The following is a 22,944-nucleotide window of genomic DNA, read 5'->3' as shown; positions in this document are numbered from 1 at the left end:
TGACCCCAGGCGTACTTTCTAGGGGTCGATGGTGGGGAGACGGAAGCCGATGGCGGCGCCGCCGTCGGGCGAATCGGTGGCGACGACCGTGCCGTCGTGGGCTTCGGCCACCTGACGGACGATGGCGAGGCCGAGGCCGGAGCCGGGCAGGGTACGGCTCGACTCGACCCGGTGGAACCGGTCGAAGATCCGTTCGCGGTCGGCGGGCGGGACGCCCGGGCCGGCGTCGTGCACGGTCAACGAGCCGCCGTCGATCTCGACCCGGATCGGGGTGCCCGGAGGCGAGAACTTGGCGGCGTTGTCGATCAGGTTGCGAATGGCCCGGGCGAGCGCGTCCGGACGGGCCTCCATCACCACCGAGCGGGCCACCTCGACCGTGATCTCCCGCTCGGTCCGCCGGCGGGCCCGCTCGACGACCGGAGCCGCCACCTCATCGAGCGTGAGGAGGGCGACCGGCTCGTCGGCCCGCACGTCGGCGGCGAGGTCGACGAGCTCGGCGACGAGATCGCTCAGCTCGCCCAGCTCGGCGTCGATGTCCGCCACGACGGCGGCACGATCGTCGGAGGACAGCGCGTGCCCGCGCCCGAGCACGTCGACATTGGTCCGAATGCTGGTCAGCGGCGTGCGGAGTTCGTGACTCGCGTCCATGACGAGTTGGCGCTGCTGGCGTCGCGACGCCGCCAGCGCGTCGAGCATTGACGTGAAGCTCGCCGAGAGACGCCCGACCTCATCGGTCCCGGCGTCGATCGAGACGGCGTGCTCCACATTGCCGGTCGCCGCGATCTGCTCGGTCGCCTCCGTGAGCTCCCGGATCGGCCGCGCCGTTCGACCGGCGATGAACCAGGCCGCGACGCCGGCCCCGACGATGGCGAGGGCGCCGATCAGCACCGTGTTGCGGCGCAGGTCGTCGAGCACGGCATCGACCTCGTCGAGCGGACGGGCGAGTTGCACGAAGCTGGCCCCCGGCAACGCGGCGGTCACGACGCGGAGCCGCTCGCCGTCGGCATCGCCATCGGAGAGCACCGGTGCGAGCCGCGCCTCGGCGAGCAGCGCCGAGTCCGTCGGCGCGTCGAAGCCGGCATCGAGCGTCCCCCGCACCGTGCCGTTCGGAGCAACGACCCGGGCCAGAGCGTCGAAGCCGACGACCGCACCGAACGGGTCGGTGCGCCCGGCCCGCGGGGGCCCGATGACCGATTCGTCCGGATCCCCACGGAACGCCGCCAGCTGTTCGAGATCGAGCGCCGCGAGGCGGCTGTTCTGGTCGACGACCGGGTTCACGCGTGCGAGGAGATCGTTGTCGATCTCCGCAACGAGCGACGATTCCGTGCTCCGATGCAGCGAGACGCCGACCACGATGACAACCACGGCGACCACGGTCATGACGACGGCGACGATGCGAACGCGAAGGGTCATGCGTCGTCCCGGGCGACGTAGCCCATCCCTCGAACGGTGTGCACGAGACGCGGTGCGTCACCCTCCTCGAGCTTCCTGCGGAGGTAGCCGATGTAGACATCGAGGGTCTTGGACTCGATGTCGAGCTCGCCGCCCCACACCCGCTCGTAGAGGACGTCGCGGCCGAGCACGACGCCCGCGTTGCGCACGAGCACCTCCAACAGATCGAATTCCGTGCGACTCAACTCGAGGACCCGGCCGGCGCGGTCGACGCGCCGTCCTTCGAGATCGACGACCAGATCGCCGAGGGTGAGATGGCCCTCGTCGACCACGGTCGTGCGGAGCCGAGCCCGCACCCGGGCGAGCAGCTCCTCGAGCGCGAACGGCTTGACGAGATAGTCATCGGCGCCGGCGTCGAGGCCGGCGACCCGATCCTCGACCTCGTGGCGCGCCGTCAGCATGAGGATCGGCGTGTCGTCGCCCTTCGAGCGCACGGTCCGGCACACGGTGAGGCCGTCGACGTTGGGCATCGACACGTCGAGCAACAGCAGGTCGGGCGCTTCGTCACGGTGCAGTTCGAGCGCACGGGCCCCGTCGCTCGCGGTCAGCACCTCGTATCCCTCCAGCTGCAGGGCGCGGTCCAGCGACTCGCGGACGCGCCGGTCGTCCTCGGCAATCAGAATCGTGGCCACGCGACCAGCGTCGCACACACAAGTGAGAGAACGGTGAGAGCCCGGCGGTCGACTCTGCTCGCCGAGCCACGCCGATAGGGTCGACGGGTGCGCATTCTGGTCACCAACGACGACGGCATCGACTCCATCGGCCTGCATGTCCTCGCCCGGGCGATGAAGCCCTTCGGCGACGTCGTGATCGTGGCGCCGGACAAGGAGTACTCCGGCTACGGCGCCGCCATCGGTTCGATCTGGCTCATGAGGCCCGAGGTGCACCGCACCGACGTCGACGGGATCGACGAGGCCTGGTCGGTCACCGCGGCGCCGGCCCTGTGCGCGATGTTCGGCCGGCTCGGCGCGTTCGGCGACATCGATCTGGTCGTGTCGGGGATCAATCCCGGCGCCAACGTCGGTCGCAGCGTGTACCACTCGGGCACCGTCGGCGCCTGTCTCACCGCCCGCAACGGTGGCATCAACTCCGTCGCCGTGAGCCAGTCCGTCGACAGCTGGGGCGTCGAGGGCCAGGCCATGGAAGACGTCCTGACCGGCCAGGAGTGGCAGGGCGCCGCCGACGTCGCCGCCCTCGTGGTCGAGCAGCTCGTCGCCGACCTGCCTACGCATCCGGTCGTCGTCAACATCAACGTGCCGAACCGGCCCGCCGCCGAAATGGAGGGCTGGAAACGCACCGACGTCGGCAGCGCGCCACCTCGGTCGATGGCGAAGGCGAACCTGACCCCCAAGGTCGGACACGACGACACCTACCACGTCGAGATGTCGTGGGGCGATGCGCTGCAGACGCCGGAGAGCGACGACACCGGCGCAGTGATGGCCGGCTTCGCGTCGATCACCTGGCTCGGCGCGCTCGAGTCCGTCGAGCCGGATCCCCGTGTCGCCGAGCGGGCCGAGGGCGCGCTCCACGACTTCTTCCACTGAGTCGCGATGCTCACGGCCTCCGGACTCGCGCGCTCCTACGGACCCCGGACCCTCTTCGAGGACGTCACCCTCGAGCTGTCGCCCGGGCGCCGCATCGCGCTCGTCGGTGGGAACGGCACGGGCAAGACGTCGCTCATCGAGATCCTCGTCGGCGCGGAGGTCCCGGACGCCGGAACGATCACCAAGCCCCGCGACATGGTGCTCGGCTACCTCCCTCAGGACCTCGTCGACACGGCAACCGGGTCCGTCATGGAGGAGGTGCTCGCCGGCGCCGGCGAGCTCACCGCGATGTCCGATCGCCTCCGGGAACTCGAAGCGCTCATGGGCGACCCCGATGCCGACCAGGACACGGTGCTGGCCGAGTACGGCGAGGTACAGGGACGGTTCGAGTCGATGGGCGGCTACGCCCTCGAGGCCGAGGCGCACAAGGTGCTCGCCGGCCTCGGCTTCAAGCCCGACGCCGCCGAGCGACCGGTGCGCGAACTGTCCGGCGGCTGGCGCATGCGTGTCGCCCTCGCCCGCCTGCTGCTCGCCAAACCGGACATCCTCGTGCTGGACGAGCCGACCAACCATCTTGACGTCGACTCCGTCGCGTGGCTCGAACAGCAGCTCGCGAACTGGTCGGGCGCGCTCCTGTTCGTCAGCCACGATCGTGACTTCATCGACGCCGTGGCGAACCGCGTCGTCGAACTCGCCGAGGGCACCTCGCTCGAGTACACGGGCGGGTTCGCCGAGTTCGTCGTGCAGCGCGAGGAACGTCTCCAACGCATCGAGGCCGCCGCCGCCCGCCAGGCCCGTGAGATCGCGAAGGTCGAGCAGTTCATCGATCGCTTCCGCTACAAGGCCACCAAGGCCCGCCAGGTGCAGAGCCGTATCAAGACCCTCGAGAAGCTCGACAAGATCGAGGTGCCCACCCGCAAGGAGCTCGTCGCCCGGTTCGCCTTTCCGGAGCCGCCCCGCTCGTCGCGCACGGTGGCCGAGTTCCACGACGCGACCGTCGGGTACGAGGCCGGGGTTCCTGTGGTCAGCAACGTCAACCTCGCGATCGAGCGCGGGCAGACCGTCGCGCTCGTCGGCCCGAACGGCGGCGGCAAGACCACGCTGCTCAAGCTGATCCTCGGCGAACTCGAAGCGACGCACGGCTCGGCCGAGCTGGGGAACAACGTGTCGATCGCCACGTTCCACCAGCACCAGGCCGACGAGCTCGACCTCGACAAGATGGTGATCGAGGCGTTCTCCGGCGGCATCGACCCGGGCAAGCGCAATCTCCGCACGGTGCTCGGATCGTTCGGCTTCCCCGGCGACGCCGCCGACCGCTACATCCGGGACCTCTCGGGCGGTGAGCGGACCCGGCTCGCCCTGGCCCGCACCATGATCGAGCCCGTCAACCTCCTCGTGCTCGACGAGCCGACCAACCATCTCGACCTGCCGAGCTGCGACGTGTTGGAGGACGCCCTCACCGCGTATCCGGGCACGGTCCTGCTCGTCACCCACGACCGCCACCTGATCCGCAACGTGGCCGATGCCCTGATCGAGATCCGCGACGGCACGGCGACCTGGCACGACGGGGTGCCCGACGAGGTCCTCACGCCGCCCGATCCGGCGAAGGTCTTCAGCGGTCGGGGTCTGTCCGCCGACGGCGGGCGTGCCGCGGCCAGCCCGCCGAGCCGGAAGACGGACCAGCGAGTCGAGAAGCGACGCGAGACCGCGCAGTCCCGCCAGGCGACCGCGGACCTCCGCAAGCGGGTCAGGAAGCTCGAGAAGGACCTGGAGATCGCGGAGGCGAAGGTCGTCGAGCTCCACGACCAGCTGGCCGATCCGGAGATCTACGACCAACCGGAGGAGGTCCACCGGCTCGCCACGCTCCACGACGACGCCAAGGATCTCGCCGCCCGCCTGACCGACGAGTGGGCCGCGGCGGCCGAGGACCTGGAGTCCACCGAGGACTGACCCCACCCTTCCGCCCCCACCCTTCCGCGTTGAGTTGTGGTCGTCTCACGACCACAACTCGGTTAAGAAGCCCGAAGGGGGCGGCTACGGTGGCCGCGGATGACGCTGGAAGGTCGCCCTGATGGCCCGCGACGGGCTGAACCGGTGTGGCGGCCGTCGCCGGAGCGGGTCGCCGCCGCGAACCTGACCGCGTTCGCCCGGGCGGTCGGACACGACGACTACGAATCGCTCCACGCGTGGTCGGTCGCGGACACGGCCGGCTTCTGGTCGGCCGCGTGGGATCGGCTCGGCGTCATCGGCGACCGGGGCGCTCGGGTCATCGTCGGTGGCGACCATCTCACCGACACCCGGTTCTTCCCCGACGCCCGACTCAACGTGGCCGAGAACCTCCTGTCCCACACCGGGTCCGAACCCGCGATGGTCTTCCACAGTGAGGACGGATCGATCCGGCGCACGATCGGCCGCGACGAGCTCCGCACGATGGTCGGGCAGCTCCAGACCGCCATGCGGCGCGCCGGCGTCGGCGAGGGCGACCGTGTCGTCGTCTGGCTGCCGAACATCCCCGAGACGTATGCCGTGATGCTCGCCGCCGCGTCGATCGGGGCGACGTTCTCGTCGACGTCGCCGGACTTCGGGGTCGACGGTGTCGTCGACCGGTTCGGACAGATCGAGCCCACACTGCTCTTCGCCTGCGATGCCTATCTCTACGGCGGGACGGTCCACGATCGGCTGGCGCCGCTGGCGGAGATACGGGCGCAGCTGCCGACACTCGAGCAGGTGGTGGTCGTCCCGTTCTTCGGCGAGGGCGGGACCGGTGACATCCCCGACGCCCTCACGCTCGATGCATTCGTGGACGGGATCGAGCCTCGCGAGCCCGACTTCGTTCGCCTTCCGTTCGATCACCCGTGGTACGTCCTGTTCAGCTCCGGCACCACGGGCAAGCCGAAGTGCATCGTCCATCGCGCCGGCGGGGTGCTGCTGAAACACCTGGTGGAGCACCAGTTGCACTGCGACATCCGCCCCGGCGACCGGGTCTTCTACTTCACGACCGCCGGGTGGATGATGTGGAACTGGCTCGCGTCCGCCCTGGCGAGCGGGGCCACGCTCGTGCTCTACGACGGGTCGCCGTTCCACCCCGACGGCAACCGCCTCTTCGACCTCGCCGACGAGACCGGGATCACGCTCTTCGGGACGTCGGCCAAGTTCATCGAAGCGCTCGGGAAGTCCGCCCTCTCCCCCGCCGACACCCACGACCTCGCGGCGCTGCGCACCCTCACCTCGACCGGTTCGACACTCGTCGCCGAAGGCTTCGTGACGGTCCACGAGCGGATCAAGCGCGATCTCCACCTCGCCTCGATCTCCGGCGGGACCGACCTCTGCGGCTGCCTCGTCCTCGGCGATCCGACGGGCCCCGTCCACGCCGGCGAGATCCAGCGACCGGCCCTCGGCCTCGACATCGATGTGGTCGACGAAGTCGGCAATCGCCTCCCGCCGGGCGTGCGGGGCGAGCTCGTCTGCCGCAACGCCTTCCCTTCGATGCCACTCGGATTCCACGACGACCCAGGCGACGAGCGCTACCGCGCCGCCTACTTCGAGCGGATTCCGGGAGTGTGGCACCAGGGCGACTTCGCCGAGTGGACCGCTGCCGGGGGCGTCGTCATCCACGGTCGCAGCGACGCGACCCTCAATCCGGGCGGCGTCCGCATCGGCACGGCGGAGATCTACCGCCAGGTCGACAAGGTGCCGGGCGTCGTCGAGGCGATCGTGATCGGTCAGGAGGTCGACGGCGACACCCGCGTGGTCCTCTTCGTCGTCCTCGAGGAGGGCCGCACGTTGGACGACGACCTCGCCGACGAGATCCGGGCGGTCGTCCGTGCCGGTGCCACGCCCCGCCACGTCCCTGCGGTCATCGGTCAGGTCCCGGAGATCCCCCGGACCCGCAGCGGCAAGATCGTCGAGCTGGGCGTGCGCGCCGTGGTCCACGGCGATGCGGTGCAGAACACCGAGGCGCTCGCGAACCCCGACGCGCTGGAGCACTTCCGGAACCACCCCGCGCTGGCGGACTGACCGGGCTCGCCTCCCCCCCGACCTGGTGACGAACCCACCGGGCGGCTCTACGCTCGGTTGCCATGGCTTCCATCGACGTTTCCACCGGCATGAACCTCGAGTACGACGTCCGGGGCGAGGGCGAGCCCATCCTCTTCGTCATGGGTCTCGCCGGCCAGCTCATCGACTGGCCCGAGGAGTTCGTCGACCTCTTCGTGGACGAGGGCTACCAGGTCATCCGGTTCGACAACCGCGACATCGGTCTCTCCACCCAGACCAACGGGGAACCGCCGAGCCAGAACCGCGTGCTGGCGGCCATGATCCGTCGCCGGGCACTGAAGAACGTCGGGTACACGGTCGAGGACATGGCCGCGGACGCAGCCGCCCTGCTGGAGGCGCTCGGCACCGGCCCCGCCCATGTGGTCGGCGCGTCGATGGGCGGCATGATCACGCAGGCGATGGCGATCAACCATCCGTCCAAGGTGCGCAGCATCTGCTCGATCATGAGCAACACCAGCGACAAGAAGAACGGCGGGGTCGCGTTCTCCCTGATGGCCAAGCTCGGACGCCGACCCGCACCGACCCTCGAGAACGCGGTGGACGAGTCCGTCGTCCTCTTCCGCGCCATCAGCGGCGATCACTTCGACGAGGAAGAACACCGCAAGCGCAGCCAGGAGGGCGTCAGCCGCAGCTTCACGCCGGCCGGGGTCGCCCGGCAGACGGCCGCGATCGCGGGAAGCCCCGATCGCACGGCGCGGCTCGGCAAGGTGACCGTGCCCGCCCTCGTGGTCCACGGCCTCCAGGACCCGCTGGTGAAGCCCTCGGGCGGCATCGCCACCGCGAAGGCGATCCCGGGTTCACGCCTGCTGATGTTCGGCGACATGGGCCACGATCTGCCGCGCCCGCGCTGGCTCGAGCTGCGCGACGCCATCCTCACCAACATCCGCCGCGCCGGGTGACAAGACGCCCGAACGGGCGTCCGTTCAGCGCAGGTGCTCGACGAGCCGGCGGCCGGCAGGGGCCAATCCGGTGAAGGCCATGCCCGGATCGTAGAGTGCCGCCATGGTTGCGTCAGAAGGAACGGTCACGCCGGCGATCATCGCCGACCCCGCCGAGGTCACCGGCCACTGGCTCCAGCGGGTGCTGGCGGCGAACGGGCACGATGTCGAGATCGTCTCGATCAGCCGCGAGTCCGTGGGCACCGGACAGATGGCCCACAACGAGCGCTACAAGCTCACGTATGCCGGCGACGCCGGTGACGCGCCCGCCTCCGTCGTGATCAAGTTCCCGTCCCCGAGCGAGGAGAGCCGCGCCGCGGGGGCGGCGGGCGGCTATCGCAACGAGGTCCGCTTCTACACCGATCTCGCGCCGGATCTCGCGGTCGTCGTCCCCGACTGTCTGTACGGCGCGGTCGCGGACGACTCCACCGTGTTCACCCTGGTGCTCGAGGACCTCGCCCCGGCCCGCCAGGGCGATCAGATCGCGGGCGCACCGGACGAACAGGTCCTCCTCGCGGTCGAGAACCTCGCCGGTCTCCATGCGCCGCGTTGGGACGATCCCACCCTCGACGACATCGAATGGCTGCAGGCCAGCGGGGCCGACGCGATCGCCTACATCGAGATGATCACGCCGATGTTCGTCGATCGCTATCAGGCCCGGCTGTCGGACGACGCCCGCACGATGGTCGAGACCTTCGCGGCGAACATCGGCAACTGGATCGAGCGCGAGCCGGCGGCCCGCACCCTGGTTCACGGCGACTATCGGCTCGACAACCTCATGTTCGCGTCGGCCTACGGCGGGGCACCGGTGAGCACCGTCGACTGGCAGACGATCGGCGTGGCCGCCGGTGGTCGCGATGTCGGCTACCTCCTCGGCAACAGCGCCGAGCCCGAGGACCGGCGACGCCACGAGCCCGAGGCACTCGAGCGCTACCGCGTCGCGATGGCCGCCGCAGGGGTGGAGCTCACCCCCGACGAGGTGATGGACCAGTACCGCCACGGCTCGTTCCAGGGCCCGTTCGTCACGATGCTGGGCTCGATCCTGGTCGGTCAGACGGACCGGGGCGACGACATGTTCATGGCGATGATCGAGCGGGCCGCGGCTCAGATCCTCGATCTCGACGCGCTCGACATCATCACCTGACCCCGGGCCGAGCGCACCTGGTCGACCACGAAGACGCCGAGCGCGCTCCAGATGAAGACGAAGCCGACGACCTGACCGCCGCTCCACGGCTCGTTCCAGACGACCGCGCCCAGGATGAACTGCAGGGTCGGCGCGATGAACTGGAGCATGCCGACGAGCCAGAGCTCGATCCGGCGGGCCGCGTTGGCGAACAGGAGCAGGGGCGCCCCGGTCATCACGCCGGCGCCGAGCAGCCACAGGTCCCGACCCGGCACGGACACGCCCGCGATCCCGTCGCCCATGGCGGCACGGATCGCCAGCGCGACGAGGGCGATGGGCACGAGGGCGAGCATCTCGAGGGTGAGCCCGTCCAGCGAACCGGCCGGGGAGGTCTTTCGGATCAGGCCGTACGCCGCGAACGACGCGGCGAGGCTGAGCGACACCCACGGAAGCGAACCCACGTCGATCGTCAGGATCATGACGCCGACCGCGGCGATCGCGACGGCGACCATCGAACCGACCCGGAGCCGTTCGCCGAGCACGAGGACACCGAGCACGACCGACAGCAGCGGGTTGATGAAATAGCCGAGGCTCGTCTCGATGACCCGTTCGTTGGTGACGGCCCACACGAAGATCAGCCAGTTCCCGCCGAGCAACGTGGCGCTCAGGACGAACATCCCGGCGGCTCGCCGGTCGGCGATGTGGGACCGCATCCGGGTGAAGGTCCGTCCGCCGACGTGGAGGGCGAGGAGCAGGAACGCGGTCGCCACGGTCCGGGCGAGCACCACGTCGAGCGAGCCGACATCGTCGACCAACCGCCAGTAGATCGGCGACAATCCCCAGAGGACATAGGCCGAGGCCCCGATCAGCACGCCACGGTTCATGGCGCGACGCTACCGGTCGCTGCCGGGGACGCTGTCGAGGAATTCGTCCACCTCCTCCGCCGTGCGGAGATGGTGCACGGTCAGGTGGTCGAGCGCCGGCCGGGCGAGGTGGACGGGAATCCGCTCCCGATAGATCGGGTGATGCACCCACGCCCAGCGGATGATGTTGTGCTCGGGCGCCCAGCGGAAGAAGTTGCGCATCGGCTCGCGGATCTCGTTGCCGAAGAGTTTCTGTCGGGTCACGGCGCGGCGCACGGTTCGCTTCGCGGTTCGCCAGGTGACGAGCGGGCGGGCGTGGTCGAGCCACACCACGGTGTCGGCCCGGGCGAGATGGAGGTCCTCGGCCCTCGACAGATAGTTGCCGCAGATCGCCCAGCCCTGCGGCGCGGCGTCCATCCGAGCGACGAGCGAGGATCGGAACTCGGCGGCGGTGGCGGACTCCCAGTCGGTCACGTGGAAGAGGCCGTCGAGTTCGATGTGGACCAACCCGAGTCGTTCGGCGAGCGCGGCGGCGAGCGTCGACTTGCCGTTGCCCGGCCCTCCCATCACCACGATCCGTCGCACCGGGGCGAGCCTACGTCAGGGCGAGTCAGTTCTCTTGTTGAACTCACTTGCCCGACCCACTAGAACGGAGCCACGTCGAGACACCGGAGGGTCCTCCATGAGCGACACGACCACCGACCAGCAATGGCACCAGACCGCCTGCAACCTGTGCAGCGTGAACTGTGGGGTCGAGATCAAGCTGGGCGACGACGGGCGCACGTTCGCCCGCGTGCGGGGCGACAAGGCGAACCCGGCCAGCCAGGGCTACACGTGCGAGAAGGCGCTGCGGCTCGACCACTACCAGAACGGTCCCCATCGGCTCACCAGCCCGATGCGGCGCACCGCCGACGGCAGCTACGAGGAGATCGACTGGGACACCGCGATCCGTGAGGTGGCCGCCGGGCTCGCCCGGGTCCGCGACGAGCACGGTGGGGAGACGATCTTCTACTACGGCGGCGGCGGTCAGGGGAACCACCTGCCGGGCGGCTATTCCGGGGCCACCCGCAAGGCGCTGGGCATGAAGTACTCGTCCAACGCCCTCGCCCAGGAGAAGACCGGCGAGTTCTGGGTCGACGGGCAGCTCTTCGGTGCGATGTCGTGCCACACCACGCCCGACATGGAGCACACGGCCTGCGCGGTCTTTCTCGGCAAGAACCCGTGGCATTCGCACGGGATCCCCCGAGCCCGCACCGTCATCAAGGAGATCGCCAACGACCCGGAGCGCACCCTCGTCATCATCGACCCGCGGGTGACCGAGTCCGCCGAGCTGGCCGACATCCACCTCCAGGTCCGCCCCGGCGGCGACGCCTGGCTGCTCGGCACGATGCTCGCGATCCTGCTCACCGAGGGCCTCGCCGATCGGGCGTACCTCGCCGAGCATGCCAACCGGCTCGACGAACTCGAAGCCCTGGTCGCGGGCGTCGACCTCGACGTGTGGGCCGACAAGGCCGGGATCCCGCTCGACGAGATCCGCCACGCGACCGAGACCATCGCCGCGGCCGAGAGCTGTGCGATCTTCGAGGATCTCGGCATCCAGATGGCGCCCCACTCCACGCTCAACTCCTGGTTGGAGAAGCTGATCTTCATCCTCACCGGCAACTTCGGCGTGAAGGGCGGGATGAACCTCCACACGGCGTTCGGCAAGCTGAGCGGCGGTGGCGGGGGCGGTGATCGTCGGACGCCGGTCGGGAACCACCGGATCCTCGGCGGCCTGATGCCCTGCAACGGCATCCCGGACGAGATCCTGACGACGCATCCCGACCGGTTCCGTGCCGCGTTCGTGGAGTCGTCCAACCCGATCCACTCGCTCGCCGACTCGCCCCGCTGGCGTGAGGCGTTCGAGGCGCTCGAGTTCTCCGTCGTGATCGACGTCGCGATGACCGAGACGGCGCGCTGTGCGGACTACGTCCTCCCCGCGAGCTCCCAGTACGAGAAGGCCGAGGCGACCTTCTTCACGTTGGAGTTCCCCGAGAACTACTTCCACCTGCGCAAGCCACTGGTCGCTCCGCTGGAGGGCACCCTGCCCGAACCGGAGATCCACCGCCGGCTGTGCCGGGAGCTCGGCGCCTACACCGACGACGACCTCGCGCCGCTGCATGCAGCCGCAGCGGAGGGCCTCGACGCCTACGCCGACGCGTTCTTCACCGTGCTCGGGGACAACCCGGGCCTCGGGAAGCTCCTGCCGGTGGTGCTCTACGAGACGCTCGCCCCCGTGATGCCGGAGGGCATGGAGTCCGCCGCGGCCATCTGGGGACTCTCGCAGACCTTCGTCGCCGGCAACGCGGACTCCGCGGCCCGGGCCGGCTTCACGACCGGGAACGAGCTCTTCGAGGCGATCGTGACCTCCCCGAGCGGCGTTGCGTTCTCACGCGATCCCTACGACGTCACCTGGGAGCGCATGCGCCACGAGGACAAGAAGATCGACCTCGTGGTCGACGAGCTGGTCGACGAGTTCCGCTCGTTGGCCGACGAGGACCCCCGGGTGCACGACGACGAGTTCCCCTTCATCCTCGCCGCGGGCGAGCGCCGATCGTCCACCGCCAACACGGCGATGCGCGATCCGGAGTGGCGCCGCAAGCACCCGACCACCGGTCTGCGACTGTGCACGGAGGACGCAGCGAAGCTCGGCGTCGAGGACGGCGCCAAGATCCGCATCGTCACGAAGCGGGGCGAAACGGTCAGCAGCGTCGAGATCTCCGACTCGATGCGGCCCGGCCACATCTCGCTGCCGAACGGTCAGGGCCTCTCCTACCCCGACGCCGATCCCGAGATCGACCTCGGCGTGAGCCCCAACGAGCTGACCTCGATCGAGGACCGCGACTGGTTCGCGGGCACCCCCCACCACAAGCACGTGCGGGCCCGCCTGGAGCGGGTGTGAGGCGCACGCGCTTCGACGACGCCGAGTGCCCGATCGCCCGGGTGACCGATCTCTTCGGCGACTGGTGGACGCCGCTCGTGCTGCGCGACGCCATGTACGGCATCACCCGGTTCGAGGACTTCCAGCACGAGCTCGGGGTGAGCCGCGCCGTGCTCACCGCTCGGCTCACCCGGCTCGTGGACGAGGGCTACATGGAGAAGGTCCCCTATCAGGACCGGCCGGTTCGCCACGAGTACGTCCTCACGGACAAGGGCCGCGCCATGTGGGACGTCCTGGCCGTCATGTGGCGCTTCGGCGAGGATCACCTGTGGGACGACGGTGAGCAACCCCTCGTCGAGCTGGCGTTTCGCGACACCCGCGAGCCGGTGCGCCCGGTCGTCGTCGACGAGGCCACCGGGCGGCCGGTCACGCTCGACCAGATCCGCATCCGCAGCCGCCGCTGACGCGGGGCGACGGAGGTCAGGCCGCGAGGGCGGCGAGGCGGGCGGCGAGCTGCTCGGCCGACAGGGCGCCGGCGCGCTCCAGGATCGTGCCGTCGGCGGCGACGAAGATCCACATCGGTGTGCCCGAGAGACCCAGTTCGGTCGCGAGCGTGAACGCGCGGTCATCGACGATCGTCGGATGGTCCCAGTCGTTGTCGGCCAACCAGTCGCCGGGCGGGAAGTTGGGCCGGGCGGGATCCGACCATGTCGCGATCACCTGGATCTCGACGCCGGCGGGAAACTCGTTGCCGGCCGCCAACCACGCGTTGAGGGCGTCGAGCTCGTCCTGACAGTGGCTGCACCAGTGGGCGAGCAGCATCAACGCCCGCGGGGAACCGTTGGCGAACTCAATCGCCGTGCCCGTCGTGTCGGAGCCGGACACGGTCCCGATCGTCATGCCGACCGCGGGGTCGGCGCCGGTCGCCGGCCGCAGCGGGAGCGACGCCCCGTCGTACTCGACATCGCCGAAGGCGAACGGGTCATCCCCGTCGTCGCCCTGGGACGCGGCAATGACCGCGACCGCGATCACCAGTACGACGACACCGATGATGGCGATCGGCAACCAGGGCGGGAGACCTCCTTGCGACGGCGTCGGTCGACGGCGGGAGCGCGGGCGGGTGTTCATCGGGGGGTCCCCTCTCGGAGGATGGTCGGAAGGGCGGCGAGGGCGAGGATCAGGACGAACCCGCTCCCCGCCATCCACGGGATCGTGACGAAACCGAACTCCTCGACATACGCCGAGGTGCACGGCGCCGTGAGACTGCACGACGCCTCGGATGCCCAGTCGGGGTTGTGCTGGATCAGCCAGTGCCAGGTCGAGACGAGAAGGCCCGTCCCGGCCAGCACCGCAACGGTCAGGCGGGCGCTTCCCTCCCGTCGCAGCGCCGCGACGCCGGCGACAACCACGATCGGGTACATCGCGATCCGCTGGAACCAGCAGTAGCGACAGGGCTCGAAGTGCGCGATCTCGGAGTAGTAGAGCGAGCCGAGTGTGGACGCGAGCGCGACGACGGCGATCAACGGGAGCGCCCGGTCGCGCGTCCACCAGACGAATCGGTCGAGGGTGACCGACCGCGGACCGGCGAGCAGGCCCACGACGAGGAGGATCGTCGCCGCATTCGCCAGCAGTGCCAGGGTCGCCGTGAGCGCGGCGACGTCGTTCACGGACATCACCCCTCCACTCCAACGAAGCCCGGGGCCGGCGGCCAGGGACCTAAGGCCCGGTCTCGCCCGCCAGACTGGTGACATGCGTCTCGTCGATCTCGTCGCCGCCACCGCGGACGTCGCCGCGACCCGGGCCCGCACGGAGAAGATCGCCCGGCTCGCCGATCTCCTGCGCACCGCGTCGGCCGGCGAGATCGCCGTCGTGGTCGGCCTCGTCTCCGGTGATCCGCGTCAAGGACGGATCGGCGTCGGCTGGGCGACGGTGCGCGACGCCGTGTCCGGGACCGCCCCGGAACCCAGCCGCACCGTGGCCGATCTCGACGCCCTCCTCGACGAGATCGCCTCGACCCACGGGGAGGGTTCCCAAGGGACCCGCCATGATCTGCTCGTCGACTTCCTGTCCCGGACCACCGCGGCCGAGGCCGACTTCGTGCGCCGTCTGCTCATCGGCGAGCTCCGCCAGGGCGCGAACGCCGGCATCGTCACCGACGCCGTCGCCAAGGCGACGGAGGTGCCCGCCACGGTCCTGCGCCGGGCGGTGATGCTGTCCGGCGACCTCGGTGCCGCTGCCGAGATCGCGGTCCGTGACGGCCGCCCCGGCCTCGAGGCGGTTGGCCTCGAACTCCAGCGACCGATCCAGCCGATGCTCGCGTCCACGGCGAAGAGCGTCGACGAGGCGATCGCGGACATCGGCAGGGCGTCCGTCGAGTGGAAGCTCGATGGCGTGCGCATCCAGGTGCACAAGGACGACGACGCGGTCCGGGTCTGGACCCGGAACCTGAACGAGATCACGGGCGGGGTCCCCGAGGTCGTGCGGGTCGTGCGCGCCCTCCCCGCCCGGTCGCTCGTGCTCGACGGCGAGGTGCTCGGCGTGACCGACGAGGGCGATCCGCTGACGTTCCAGGACACGATGGCGCAGACGGCCGGGAGCAACGACTCGACCATCGCGCCGTTCTTCTTCGACCTGCTTCATCACGACGGCGAGGACCTGCTCGACACACCCCTGGAGGAACGCCTCATCCGGCTCGGCGAGATCGCCGGGCAACGCAAAGTGCCCGGCATCATCACGGATGACGGGGCGGCAGGCCGGGCCGTGCTCGACGAGGCGCTCGCCCGGCACCACGAAGGCGTGGTCGTGAAGGCGGCGGACTCGCCGTATCAGGCGGGTCGGCGGGGGAAGACCTGGCGCAAGGTGAAGCCCGTCCACACGCTCGACCTCGTCGTCATCGGCGTCGAGCACGGCAGTGGCCGACGGGAGGGATGGCTGTCCAACATCCACATGGGTGCCCGCGACCCCGACACCGGTGGCCTCGTCATGGTCGGCAAGACGTTCAAGGGGATGACGGACGACATGCTCCGGTGGCAGACGGCGCGGTTCCGCGAGCTCGCCATCGACGACGACGGTCGACAGGTCACCGTGCGCCCCGAGCAGGTGGTCGAGATCGCGCTCGACGGCGTACAGCGCTCGACGAGGTACCCGGGCGGCGTCGCCCTGCGCTTCGCCCGCGTCGTGCGCTACCGCGACGACAAGACGCCCGAGGAGGCCGACACGATCGCGACCGTCCAGGCGATGCTCGGCTGAGTCGACGCGCAACGTGTCGACCCTGCGGGGAACGGGCAGACTGAACGTCATGCCGGATCTCGCCCCCCTCGAAACGACCACCACCACCGAGGAGACCGTCACCAATCCGGTGACCGAGGACGGCGACCACGATCGCTTCGCCCACTACGCCCGCAAGGCCGACATCACCCGCGCCAGCGTCGAGGGCACCCCGGTCATGGCCATCTGCGGGAAGGTCTGGGTGCCGAGCCGGGATCCGTCGAAGTACCCGGTCTGCAAGACGTGCGCCGAGATCAAGGCCAAGCTGGACGCCCGCAACAACAACTGAATCCACGATCGACAGCAGACAGGACCGAACCATGAGGATCTCGATCAACGGCAGCTCCGAGCTGATGCACGCGGACGTGCCCCGGCTCGTGGCCCACGCTCGGGCCGCGGCTGACGACGGCATGGCCGGCTGGTGGTTGGCCCAAACCGGGCTGGTCGACGCGTTGACCGTCCTCGCGCTCGCCGGTGAGGGCACGGGCGACATGGAGCTCGGCACCGCCGTCAACGCCACGTTCCCGATCCATCCGACCGCGCTGGCCGCGAAGGCGCTCACCGCCCAGGCGGCGGTCGGTGGACGCCTCACGCTCGGGCTCGGGGTCAACCATGCACCGGTCGTGGATCACACCTGGGGCATGGCCTTCGAGAAGCCGATCCGGCACATGCGCGACTATCTCAGCTCCCTCCAGCCGCTCCTCGAGACCGGCGCCGTCGACTATGCCGGCGAGGACTACACCGCCCGCTTCGACGGTGTGCGCCCGACCCAGGACACGCCGGGACTCGTGATCGCGGCGATGGGTCCGCAGATGCTGAAGCTCGCCGGCGCCCGTACCGACGGCACGATCCTCTGGATGACCGGCGAGAAGGCGATCGCCGGCCAGATCGCGCCCAGGCTCAACGAGGCGGCCGCTGCGGCCGACCGCCCCGGCCCGCGGGTGATCTGCTCCCTGCCGATCGCCGTCACCGACGACGAGGGTGGCATGCGCGACTTCGTCGGACAGGTGCTCGCCGGCTACGGCGACCTGCCGTCCTATCGGGCGATGCTCGACCTCGACGGCCACGCCGGGCCGGGCGACGCGATGGTCTGTGGCGACGAGGAATCGGTTCGCCAGCAGCTGGGCGCTCTCGCCGCCGCCGGGGCCACCGAATTCGCCGCCGCCGAGATCGGCGACAGTAGCGAGGGCTTCGCTCGAACGCGTGCCCTGCTGCGGGACATCAACGCCCGAGTCTGAGGTTCACTTCGGACTGAAGCTGCCGATGGAGAGCAATGCTCTCCCGCGCCCGCCGTGCCACCGCGACGCCGCTCGCATCGGTGCTGCTCGTCGTCGCGCTGCTCGCACTCGTCCTGCTCAGCTCACCCGTCGGCGCGCAGGAGGGTGATCAGGGAGAACTCGAGCTCCAGAGCCCGAACGACGCGTTCACCGACAGCCCCGCTCCGGGCCAGTCTCCCGGCCCGCCAGGCGCGGTGTGGGATCCCGATCTCAACGACCAAGCCCTCGAACTCCTCTTCCTCGAGATCGCCCTCCTCGAGCACCTCGACGCGTTCGCGGGCGGCGACACCCCGGCGTTCACCGCCATCCACGACGCCTACGGCCCGTGGCCCGCGGAGGTCCCGCGCGAAGAGATCGTCGACATGCTCTACGAGGTCGATGCCCGATTGGCCGATACCAAGACGGCGATCTTCGCTGCGCTCGGGAGCCCGGCGACGCTCGAACAGCCGCTCGACGACATCCCCGCGGTCGAGAAGGCCCGCATCGCGAACGGCGACGTCAGGGTCGTGCCGAGCGAGCTGTACATCGCCGCGTTCCACGACCTGCTGACCTTCGGCGACGCCCGTGCGTTGCGCACGGCCGGGATCCTCGATGCCGTCGTTGCCGACGAGCTGCCGCTGGCCCTCGAGATCCTGGCGGATCCGGCGGACATCAACCAACTACGCCTCGGCGACAGCCAGGTTGCGGCCCAGCCCACCGGCATCCAGGCCCGCCTCGACGCCCTCGACGGCGAGCCCGGTGACGGCGGAGCGCCGTGGGTGACCATCCTCGCCATCGCCGGCCTCGGGCTGCTGGTCGGTGTCGCCCTCACGATGCTGCTGTTGCGGCGCCGGCGCGGCGATCGGCCGGCGAGCCGCGACCGCGTCACCGAACTGATCTGGGAGGCCCACCGGCGGCTCTCCGGCGCGACCGAGGAGGAGGACGTCGTCGCCATCGGCGCGAGCACGGCGGCCGCGATCACCGACTCGACCAGTGCCTATGTCTTCCGCGCCACCGACGACGGCCTGCGCCGGGCCGGTACGGACAGCGTGACCACGACGTCCGCGCTCCAGCGCGTTGCGGAGACGGCACAGCCTCTGCTCACCGAGCTCTCCGGCGACGCCGCGATCGGGACCGCCGCGGTGTGCGCCGTCCCCCTCGTGAGCGACGCGACCATGGCCGGCATCCTCGTCGCTCGCCGGGAGCTGGAGCGGCCCTACGGCAACGACGACCGCCACCGACTCGAACTCCTCGCCCCCGCGCTGGCCGGCGCCCTGCTGTCCGCCGACCAGCTCGACTCGTTCGAGAACCTGGCGATGGTCGACGGGCTCACCTCGCTCGGCAACCGACGCCGCCTCGACGGCGATCTCGAGACGACACTCGCGGCCGCCGTGGCGAACGACACGCCGGTGGCGTTCGCCATGATCGACGTGGACCACTTCAAGCAGTTCAACGACACCCATGGCCACGAGGCCGGTGACGTCGCGCTCCAGACCGTGGCCCGAGTGATCGAGAACAACGTCCGCGCCACCGATGTCGTCTATCGCTACGGCGGCGAGGAGTTCTCCGTTCTCCTCCCGACCGCGACGGTCGCGGAGGCCCGTGAGGCCGGGGAGCGGATCCGAAGTGCGGTCGAGCACGCAGAGATCACCGGCGGCGAGACCCAACCCGGGGGGCGCCTGACCGTCTCCGTCGGCATCTCGACGCTGGAGGCGGGTCCGGCCGAGAGCCTCAAGACCCGAGCCGACGGCGCCCTGTACCGGGCGAAGGCGATGGGTCGGAACTGCAGCGTTCTCGCCTGACGGCGAACCGTGCGTGGCAGCGCCGGACCTGCGAGGATCAGGACGCTTCGTATCGTTCAACCAGGAGTCACTCGTGAAGGTCGCCGTCGTCTACGAGAGCCGCACCGGCAACACCGCGCGCGCCGCCGAAATAGTCGGTGCCGCCGCGGAATCGCTGGGCCACGAGGTCGGCGTGTGGGAGTCACGAAAAGCCAACCTCGACTTCCTGCGCGACGCGGACATGGTGTTCGTGGGCACCTGGACCGACGGACTCATCATCGGGGGTCACCGCCCCGGCGATGCCGGTCGCCTGCTCGATCTCCCGGGCATCTGGGGCAAACCCACCGCCGGGTTCCTCACCTACGCCGTCCACGCCGGCAAGGTCGTCGACGGACTCGCCGACGTCGTGAGACTGCGGGGCGGCGACTGGATCGGTGGCAACGTCTTCAAACGCCACAAGCTCCCCGAGGGCATCGCCGGGTTCGTCGTGGCCGCGCTCGATGAGGCCGGCGTGCGCCTCGGCACCGCCGCCGACGCATGACCGCGCGGCGGGTCGTCGTCTGGGGCACGGGCAACGTCGGACGTACCGCCATCCGCACGGTGCTCGCCCACCGGGACCTGGAGCTCGCCGACGTCGTCGTGCACAGCGCGGCCAAGGTCGGGCAGGACGCCGGCGACCTCGCCTCGATCGGCACCACCGGGGTGCTCGCCACCGACGATGTCGAAGCCGTGCTGGGCCGACACCCGGATGCAGTCGTGTACGCCGCGAGTGGCGACACCCGACCGACCGAGGCGCTCGAGGACGTGCTGGCCTGCCTGCGCGCCGGAGCCAGCGTCGTCACGCCGGCGATCTACGGACTCCTGCACCCCGCCACCGCCGATGCCCGGTTGCGGGCCAAGGTGGACGGGGCGTGCCAGACCGGGGGGTCGAGCTTCTACGTGTCCGGCATCGACCCGGGTTGGGCGCAGGACATCCTGCCCCTGCTCGTGTCCGGTGTCGCCGGTCAGATCGACGAGATCCGGATGCAGGAGCTCTTCGACTACTCGACCTACGACGCGCCGGAGATCGTTCGTGAGGTGATCGGCTTCGGCAAGCCGATGGACTACCTCCCACCCATGCTCATCCCCTCGGTACCCACGATGATCTGGGGTCCCATGATCCGCACGGTGGCCGACGGACTCGGCGTGGAGGTCGACGACATCACCGAATCGATCGAACGCCTGCCCCTGAGCGAGCCGGTCGACACCGTCCAAGGTCGTTTCGACGCCGACACCCAGGGCGCGTTCCGCTTCGCGGTGACCGGGCACATCGGCGGTCAACCGCGGCTCGTCGTCGAGCACATCACCCGGATCGCGCCCCACATCGCTCCGGACTGGCCGATGCCGGCGCCCGGCAAGACTGGCGAGCATCGCCTCGTGGTCGAAGGGCGTCCCCGTCTGGAGGTGTCGATCCATGCCACCGACGGCACCGACAATCCGGCGGACGGCGGCAACGCCACGGCGGCCGCCCGCCTCGTCAATGTGATCCCAGCGCTGGTCGACGCCACCCCGGGGGTCAAGGGCACGCTCGATCTCCCGCCGGTGGTCGGCGGAGGGCTCGGCGGTCACCTCCCCGCCTAGTACCGATTCCGGTACTGCGGCGAAAGGTTTCAGCTTCGTGACGATCGGGAACCACGAGGGTGTCCCACACGTCAAGAGTGCAACCCTTCTCTTCGAGGCATCTCCCCCATGCGTACTCACATCCAGGGCTTCGCCCTCCTTGCACTGCTGATCGCTGCCATCTGGGGCGCGGTCCGGCTCGCGTCGCCGGCGCTCAGCGAGGCGTTGGGCGAGGACGGTGCGTTGCAGGCCGAATCGAGCGAGGACACGGTCGATCTGACCACCGACGCCGTGCCCGATGCACCCCTGTCGTTCGAGGAGGTCACCCGCCTCCAGTTCAACCTGCTGCGGGCCGGGTTCTTCGAGGACCTCGGCGCCGTGGACGGCTATCTCGGGGTCAACACCCGGGCGAAGATGGCCGAGGCCGCCACGGCATGGGGCCTCGACGAGCCGAGCGATCGGGAGCTCTACGAACACGCGGAGCTGCTCTACGCCCAGCAGGAGTTCCTCCCCGGCTGAGCCCGTCGGGTTCGGGTCCGCCGAGTCGACGGATCGCGGCCATGATGAGGCCGTGAGCAGTTCGCCTCCCGAGCCGACCGCGGCGATGACCTACCGTCCGTCGCACCCGCTCGACATCGGGTTCGCGGTGATGGGGGCGAAGACGGTCCGCCGGCGAGCCGGCGTGTACTGGTGGACGACCGAAACGCCCGAGGGGAGCGCCGTCGTCGCGTTCCGCAGCGGATCCGGCGTCGTGCGAGCGGACGGGTGGGGTCCGGGTACGGACTGGGCGTTCACCCGACTGCCGGCGCTGCTCGGCGCCGACGACGACCCGTCCGAGTTCCGCACCGACCACCCGACCGTGCGGGCCCTGGGTGAACGGTTCGCATCGGTGCGTATCGGCGCGACCGGCCGCTGGTACGAGTCGCTCGCCACCGCCGCCATCGGACAACGGGTCGTGACCGCCGACGCCGAGGCCAGCCGCCGCCACCTCTGTGCGCGCTACGGCACTCCCGCGCCGGTCGGTCCGTCCGCGTGTTTCCCGACTCCCGCGGCCCTGCTGCGCCTCACCGACCACGACTTCCACGCCGTCGGCATCGAACGCAGCCGGGCCCGGGTCCTGCGAGTGGCGGCGAAGTACGCCGACCGGATCGAGCGGCTCCACGAGATCCCGGCCGCCGATGCCACCGAGTGGCTCCAGCGACTCCCGGGCATCGGGCCGTGGACCACCGGCCTCACCACCGCCGTGGCCGGCGGCGATGCCGACGCGGTGCCGGTCGGCGATCTCCACATCCCGCGGATGGTCAGCTTCGCGCTGACGGGAGTCGAGGGCGACGACCAGGCGATGCTCGAGGCCCTCGAGCCGTTCGCCGGCCACCGCCAACGCGTGGTGCGCATGGTGAAACTCGGGGGTGGCGGCAAGGAACAGCACCGGCCCCACCCGTTCCGCTACGACATCAGCCGGATCTGACCACCCGCCGTTGCCGGTAGCCGACCGTCTTCTCGATGTAGTCGCAGGCGTCCGGCGTGGTGCAGTTCGTCTCGCCGTGATCGACGTCGACCGCCCCGATCCGGCGGCCGGCGCTCATCGCGAGCCGCTGGAGGGCGGCGTTGCGCAGCGCGATGCAGATGAGGGCCATGTTCATCTCGTGGCGCACCCGATTCGGGCGGTCGTGGATCTCGTCCTCGATCTGGCGCACGAGCCCCCGCAACTCCGCGATGTCCCACAGGTCCTCGTCCTCGCAGGTGCGGGCCAACACGCCCCACCCGGCACTCGCGACCCACTCGCCCTTGCGGTCGCGCCATGCATCGCTGCGGGACCGGGCGACCGACGAGGCCCCAACGACGTCGGCGACCGCGCCGGCCGTCTGGTAGCAGACCGCGTCACGGGCCCACTGATCCGCCAGCTTCGCGGTGAATTCCTGCGGCTCGACGATCTTGGCGGCGAGCATCCGGGCATCGTGGTTCCCGGTCGCCCAGAGCGCGAGCCCGAGGTCGTGGTCGGTCTTGATCTTCTTCTCCAGCTTGCCGAGGGCGCCGTAGCTCACGCCGAACATCGGCTCCTGCGCGCCGTGGCGCGCGTAGATCTTCCGGTTCTGGGCGGTGCCCTCGCGTTCGAGAGTCGACATGACCTTGTCGAGTTCCATG

22 protein-coding genes are annotated in these 22,944 nt (G+C 70.1%); 15 read left to right on the top strand and 7 right to left on the bottom strand.

The window, feature by feature from the left end:
- Positions 1 to 18 precede the first annotated feature (18 nt).
- Entirely contained in the window at positions 19 to 1,413 is a 1,395-nt protein-coding gene (locus R8F63_00345) for a HAMP domain-containing sensor histidine kinase (GenBank protein MDW3217030.1), read from the bottom strand.
- Positions 1,410 to 2,084, bottom strand: coding sequence for a response regulator transcription factor (locus tag R8F63_00340; protein ID MDW3217029.1), 675 nt, complete (start codon positions 2,082 to 2,084; stop codon positions 1,410 to 1,412). Before R8F63_00340 ends, R8F63_00345 begins: the two co-directional genes overlap by 4 nt.
- A gap of 87 nt (positions 2,085 to 2,171) precedes the next feature.
- Between R8F63_00340 and R8F63_00335 the strand changes: the two genes are divergently transcribed.
- From R8F63_00335 to R8F63_00315, 5 genes are all read left to right on the top strand, one after another.
- Entirely contained in the window at positions 2,172 to 2,996 is an 825-nt protein-coding gene (locus R8F63_00335) for a 5'/3'-nucleotidase SurE (protein ID MDW3217028.1), read from the top strand.
- Between the two features lie 6 nt (positions 2,997 to 3,002).
- Complete coding sequence (locus R8F63_00330; protein MDW3217027.1) at positions 3,003 to 4,946, top strand: ABC-F family ATP-binding cassette domain-containing protein; 1,944 nt, start codon at positions 3,003 to 3,005, stop codon at positions 4,944 to 4,946.
- A 99-nt stretch (positions 4,947 to 5,045) separates the two neighbouring features.
- Positions 5,046 to 7,013: an acetoacetate--CoA ligase gene (locus tag R8F63_00325; protein ID MDW3217026.1), complete on the top strand. Its 1,968-nt coding sequence runs from the start codon at positions 5,046 to 5,048 to the stop codon at positions 7,011 to 7,013.
- Between the two features lie 62 nt (positions 7,014 to 7,075).
- Entirely contained in the window at positions 7,076 to 7,951 is an 876-nt protein-coding gene (locus R8F63_00320) for an alpha/beta hydrolase (protein ID MDW3217025.1), read from the top strand.
- Between the two features lie 103 nt (positions 7,952 to 8,054).
- Entirely contained in the window at positions 8,055 to 9,134 is a 1,080-nt protein-coding gene (locus R8F63_00315) for a phosphotransferase (protein ID MDW3217024.1), read from the top strand.
- Here R8F63_00315 and rarD read toward each other — a convergent pair.
- Together rarD and R8F63_00305 are read right to left on the bottom strand one after the other, a co-directional pair.
- On the bottom strand, positions 9,095 to 9,997 hold the full coding sequence (gene rarD, locus R8F63_00310) for an EamA family transporter RarD (protein MDW3217023.1): 903 nt from the start codon (positions 9,995 to 9,997) through the stop codon (positions 9,095 to 9,097). The two genes, R8F63_00315 and rarD, sit on opposite strands and share 40 nt — an antisense overlap.
- Positions 9,998 to 10,006: 9 nt before the next feature.
- Positions 10,007 to 10,561, bottom strand: a complete 555-nt coding sequence (locus R8F63_00305) for a hypothetical protein (protein ID MDW3217022.1) — start codon at positions 10,559 to 10,561, stop codon at positions 10,007 to 10,009.
- Positions 10,562 to 10,658: 97 nt separating this feature from the next.
- Between R8F63_00305 and R8F63_00300 the strand changes: the two genes are divergently transcribed.
- Positions 10,659 to 12,917: a molybdopterin-dependent oxidoreductase gene (locus R8F63_00300; GenBank protein ID MDW3217021.1), complete on the top strand. Its 2,259-nt coding sequence runs from the start codon at positions 10,659 to 10,661 to the stop codon at positions 12,915 to 12,917.
- Entirely contained in the window at positions 12,914 to 13,360 is a 447-nt protein-coding gene (locus R8F63_00295) for a helix-turn-helix domain-containing protein (protein MDW3217020.1), read from the top strand. Before R8F63_00300 ends, R8F63_00295 begins: the two co-directional genes overlap by 4 nt.
- Positions 13,361 to 13,376: 16 nt before the next feature.
- On the opposite strand, the gene R8F63_00290 is transcribed toward R8F63_00295, so the two are convergent.
- Positions 13,377 to 14,024 carry a hypothetical protein gene (locus R8F63_00290; GenBank protein MDW3217019.1) on the bottom strand — a complete coding sequence of 216 codons (648 nt, stop codon included), beginning with the start codon at positions 14,022 to 14,024 and terminating at the stop codon, positions 13,377 to 13,379.
- Positions 14,021 to 14,563, bottom strand: coding sequence for a disulfide bond formation protein B (locus R8F63_00285; protein MDW3217018.1), 543 nt, complete (start codon positions 14,561 to 14,563; stop codon positions 14,021 to 14,023). The genes R8F63_00290 and R8F63_00285 overlap by 4 nt, the downstream gene beginning before the upstream one ends.
- An 82-nt stretch (positions 14,564 to 14,645) precedes the next feature.
- Here R8F63_00285 and R8F63_00280 point away from each other — a divergent pair, with 82 nt between their 5' ends.
- The 8 genes from R8F63_00280 to R8F63_00245 all read left to right on the top strand — a co-directional run bounded on the left by R8F63_00280 (position 14,646) and on the right by R8F63_00245 (position 22,267).
- Entirely contained in the window at positions 14,646 to 16,145 is a 1,500-nt protein-coding gene (locus R8F63_00280; GenBank protein MDW3217017.1) for an ATP-dependent DNA ligase, read from the top strand.
- Positions 16,146 to 16,194: 49 nt separating this feature from the next.
- Positions 16,195 to 16,452, top strand: a complete 258-nt coding sequence (locus R8F63_00275) for a DUF3039 domain-containing protein (protein ID MDW3217016.1) — start codon at positions 16,195 to 16,197, stop codon at positions 16,450 to 16,452.
- 31 nt (positions 16,453 to 16,483) lie between these two features.
- Positions 16,484 to 17,401, top strand: coding sequence for a TIGR03564 family F420-dependent LLM class oxidoreductase (locus R8F63_00270; GenBank protein ID MDW3217015.1), 918 nt, complete (start codon positions 16,484 to 16,486; stop codon positions 17,399 to 17,401).
- A gap of 35 nt (positions 17,402 to 17,436) precedes the next feature.
- Positions 17,437 to 19,221 carry a GGDEF domain-containing protein gene (locus R8F63_00265; GenBank protein ID MDW3217014.1) on the top strand — a complete coding sequence of 595 codons (1,785 nt, stop codon included), beginning with the start codon at positions 17,437 to 17,439 and terminating at the stop codon, positions 19,219 to 19,221.
- A gap of 73 nt (positions 19,222 to 19,294) precedes the next feature.
- Positions 19,295 to 19,741, top strand: a complete 447-nt coding sequence (locus tag R8F63_00260; GenBank protein MDW3217013.1) for a hypothetical protein — start codon at positions 19,295 to 19,297, stop codon at positions 19,739 to 19,741.
- Complete coding sequence (locus R8F63_00255; protein MDW3217012.1) at positions 19,738 to 20,820, top strand: hypothetical protein; 1,083 nt, start codon at positions 19,738 to 19,740, stop codon at positions 20,818 to 20,820. Before R8F63_00260 ends, R8F63_00255 begins: the two co-directional genes overlap by 4 nt.
- Positions 20,821 to 20,928: 108 nt before the next feature.
- Positions 20,929 to 21,318, top strand: a complete 390-nt coding sequence (locus R8F63_00250) for a hypothetical protein (protein ID MDW3217011.1) — start codon at positions 20,929 to 20,931, stop codon at positions 21,316 to 21,318.
- A gap of 52 nt (positions 21,319 to 21,370) precedes the next feature.
- Complete coding sequence (locus R8F63_00245; protein MDW3217010.1) at positions 21,371 to 22,267, top strand: hypothetical protein; 897 nt, start codon at positions 21,371 to 21,373, stop codon at positions 22,265 to 22,267.
- Here R8F63_00245 and R8F63_00240 read toward each other — a convergent pair.
- Entirely contained in the window at positions 22,254 to 22,943 is a 690-nt protein-coding gene (locus R8F63_00240; GenBank protein MDW3217009.1) for a DNA alkylation repair protein, read from the bottom strand. The genes R8F63_00245 and R8F63_00240 overlap by 14 nt on opposite strands.
- Between the last annotated feature and the right edge of the window lies 1 nt (position 22,944).

The sequence above is a fragment of the Acidimicrobiales bacterium genome (assembly GCA_033344915.1).
In the GTDB taxonomy this organism is placed as follows: domain Bacteria; phylum Actinomycetota; class Acidimicrobiia; order Acidimicrobiales; family Aldehydirespiratoraceae; genus JAJRXC01.
This window is presented reverse-complemented; position numbering and strand designations above follow the sequence as displayed.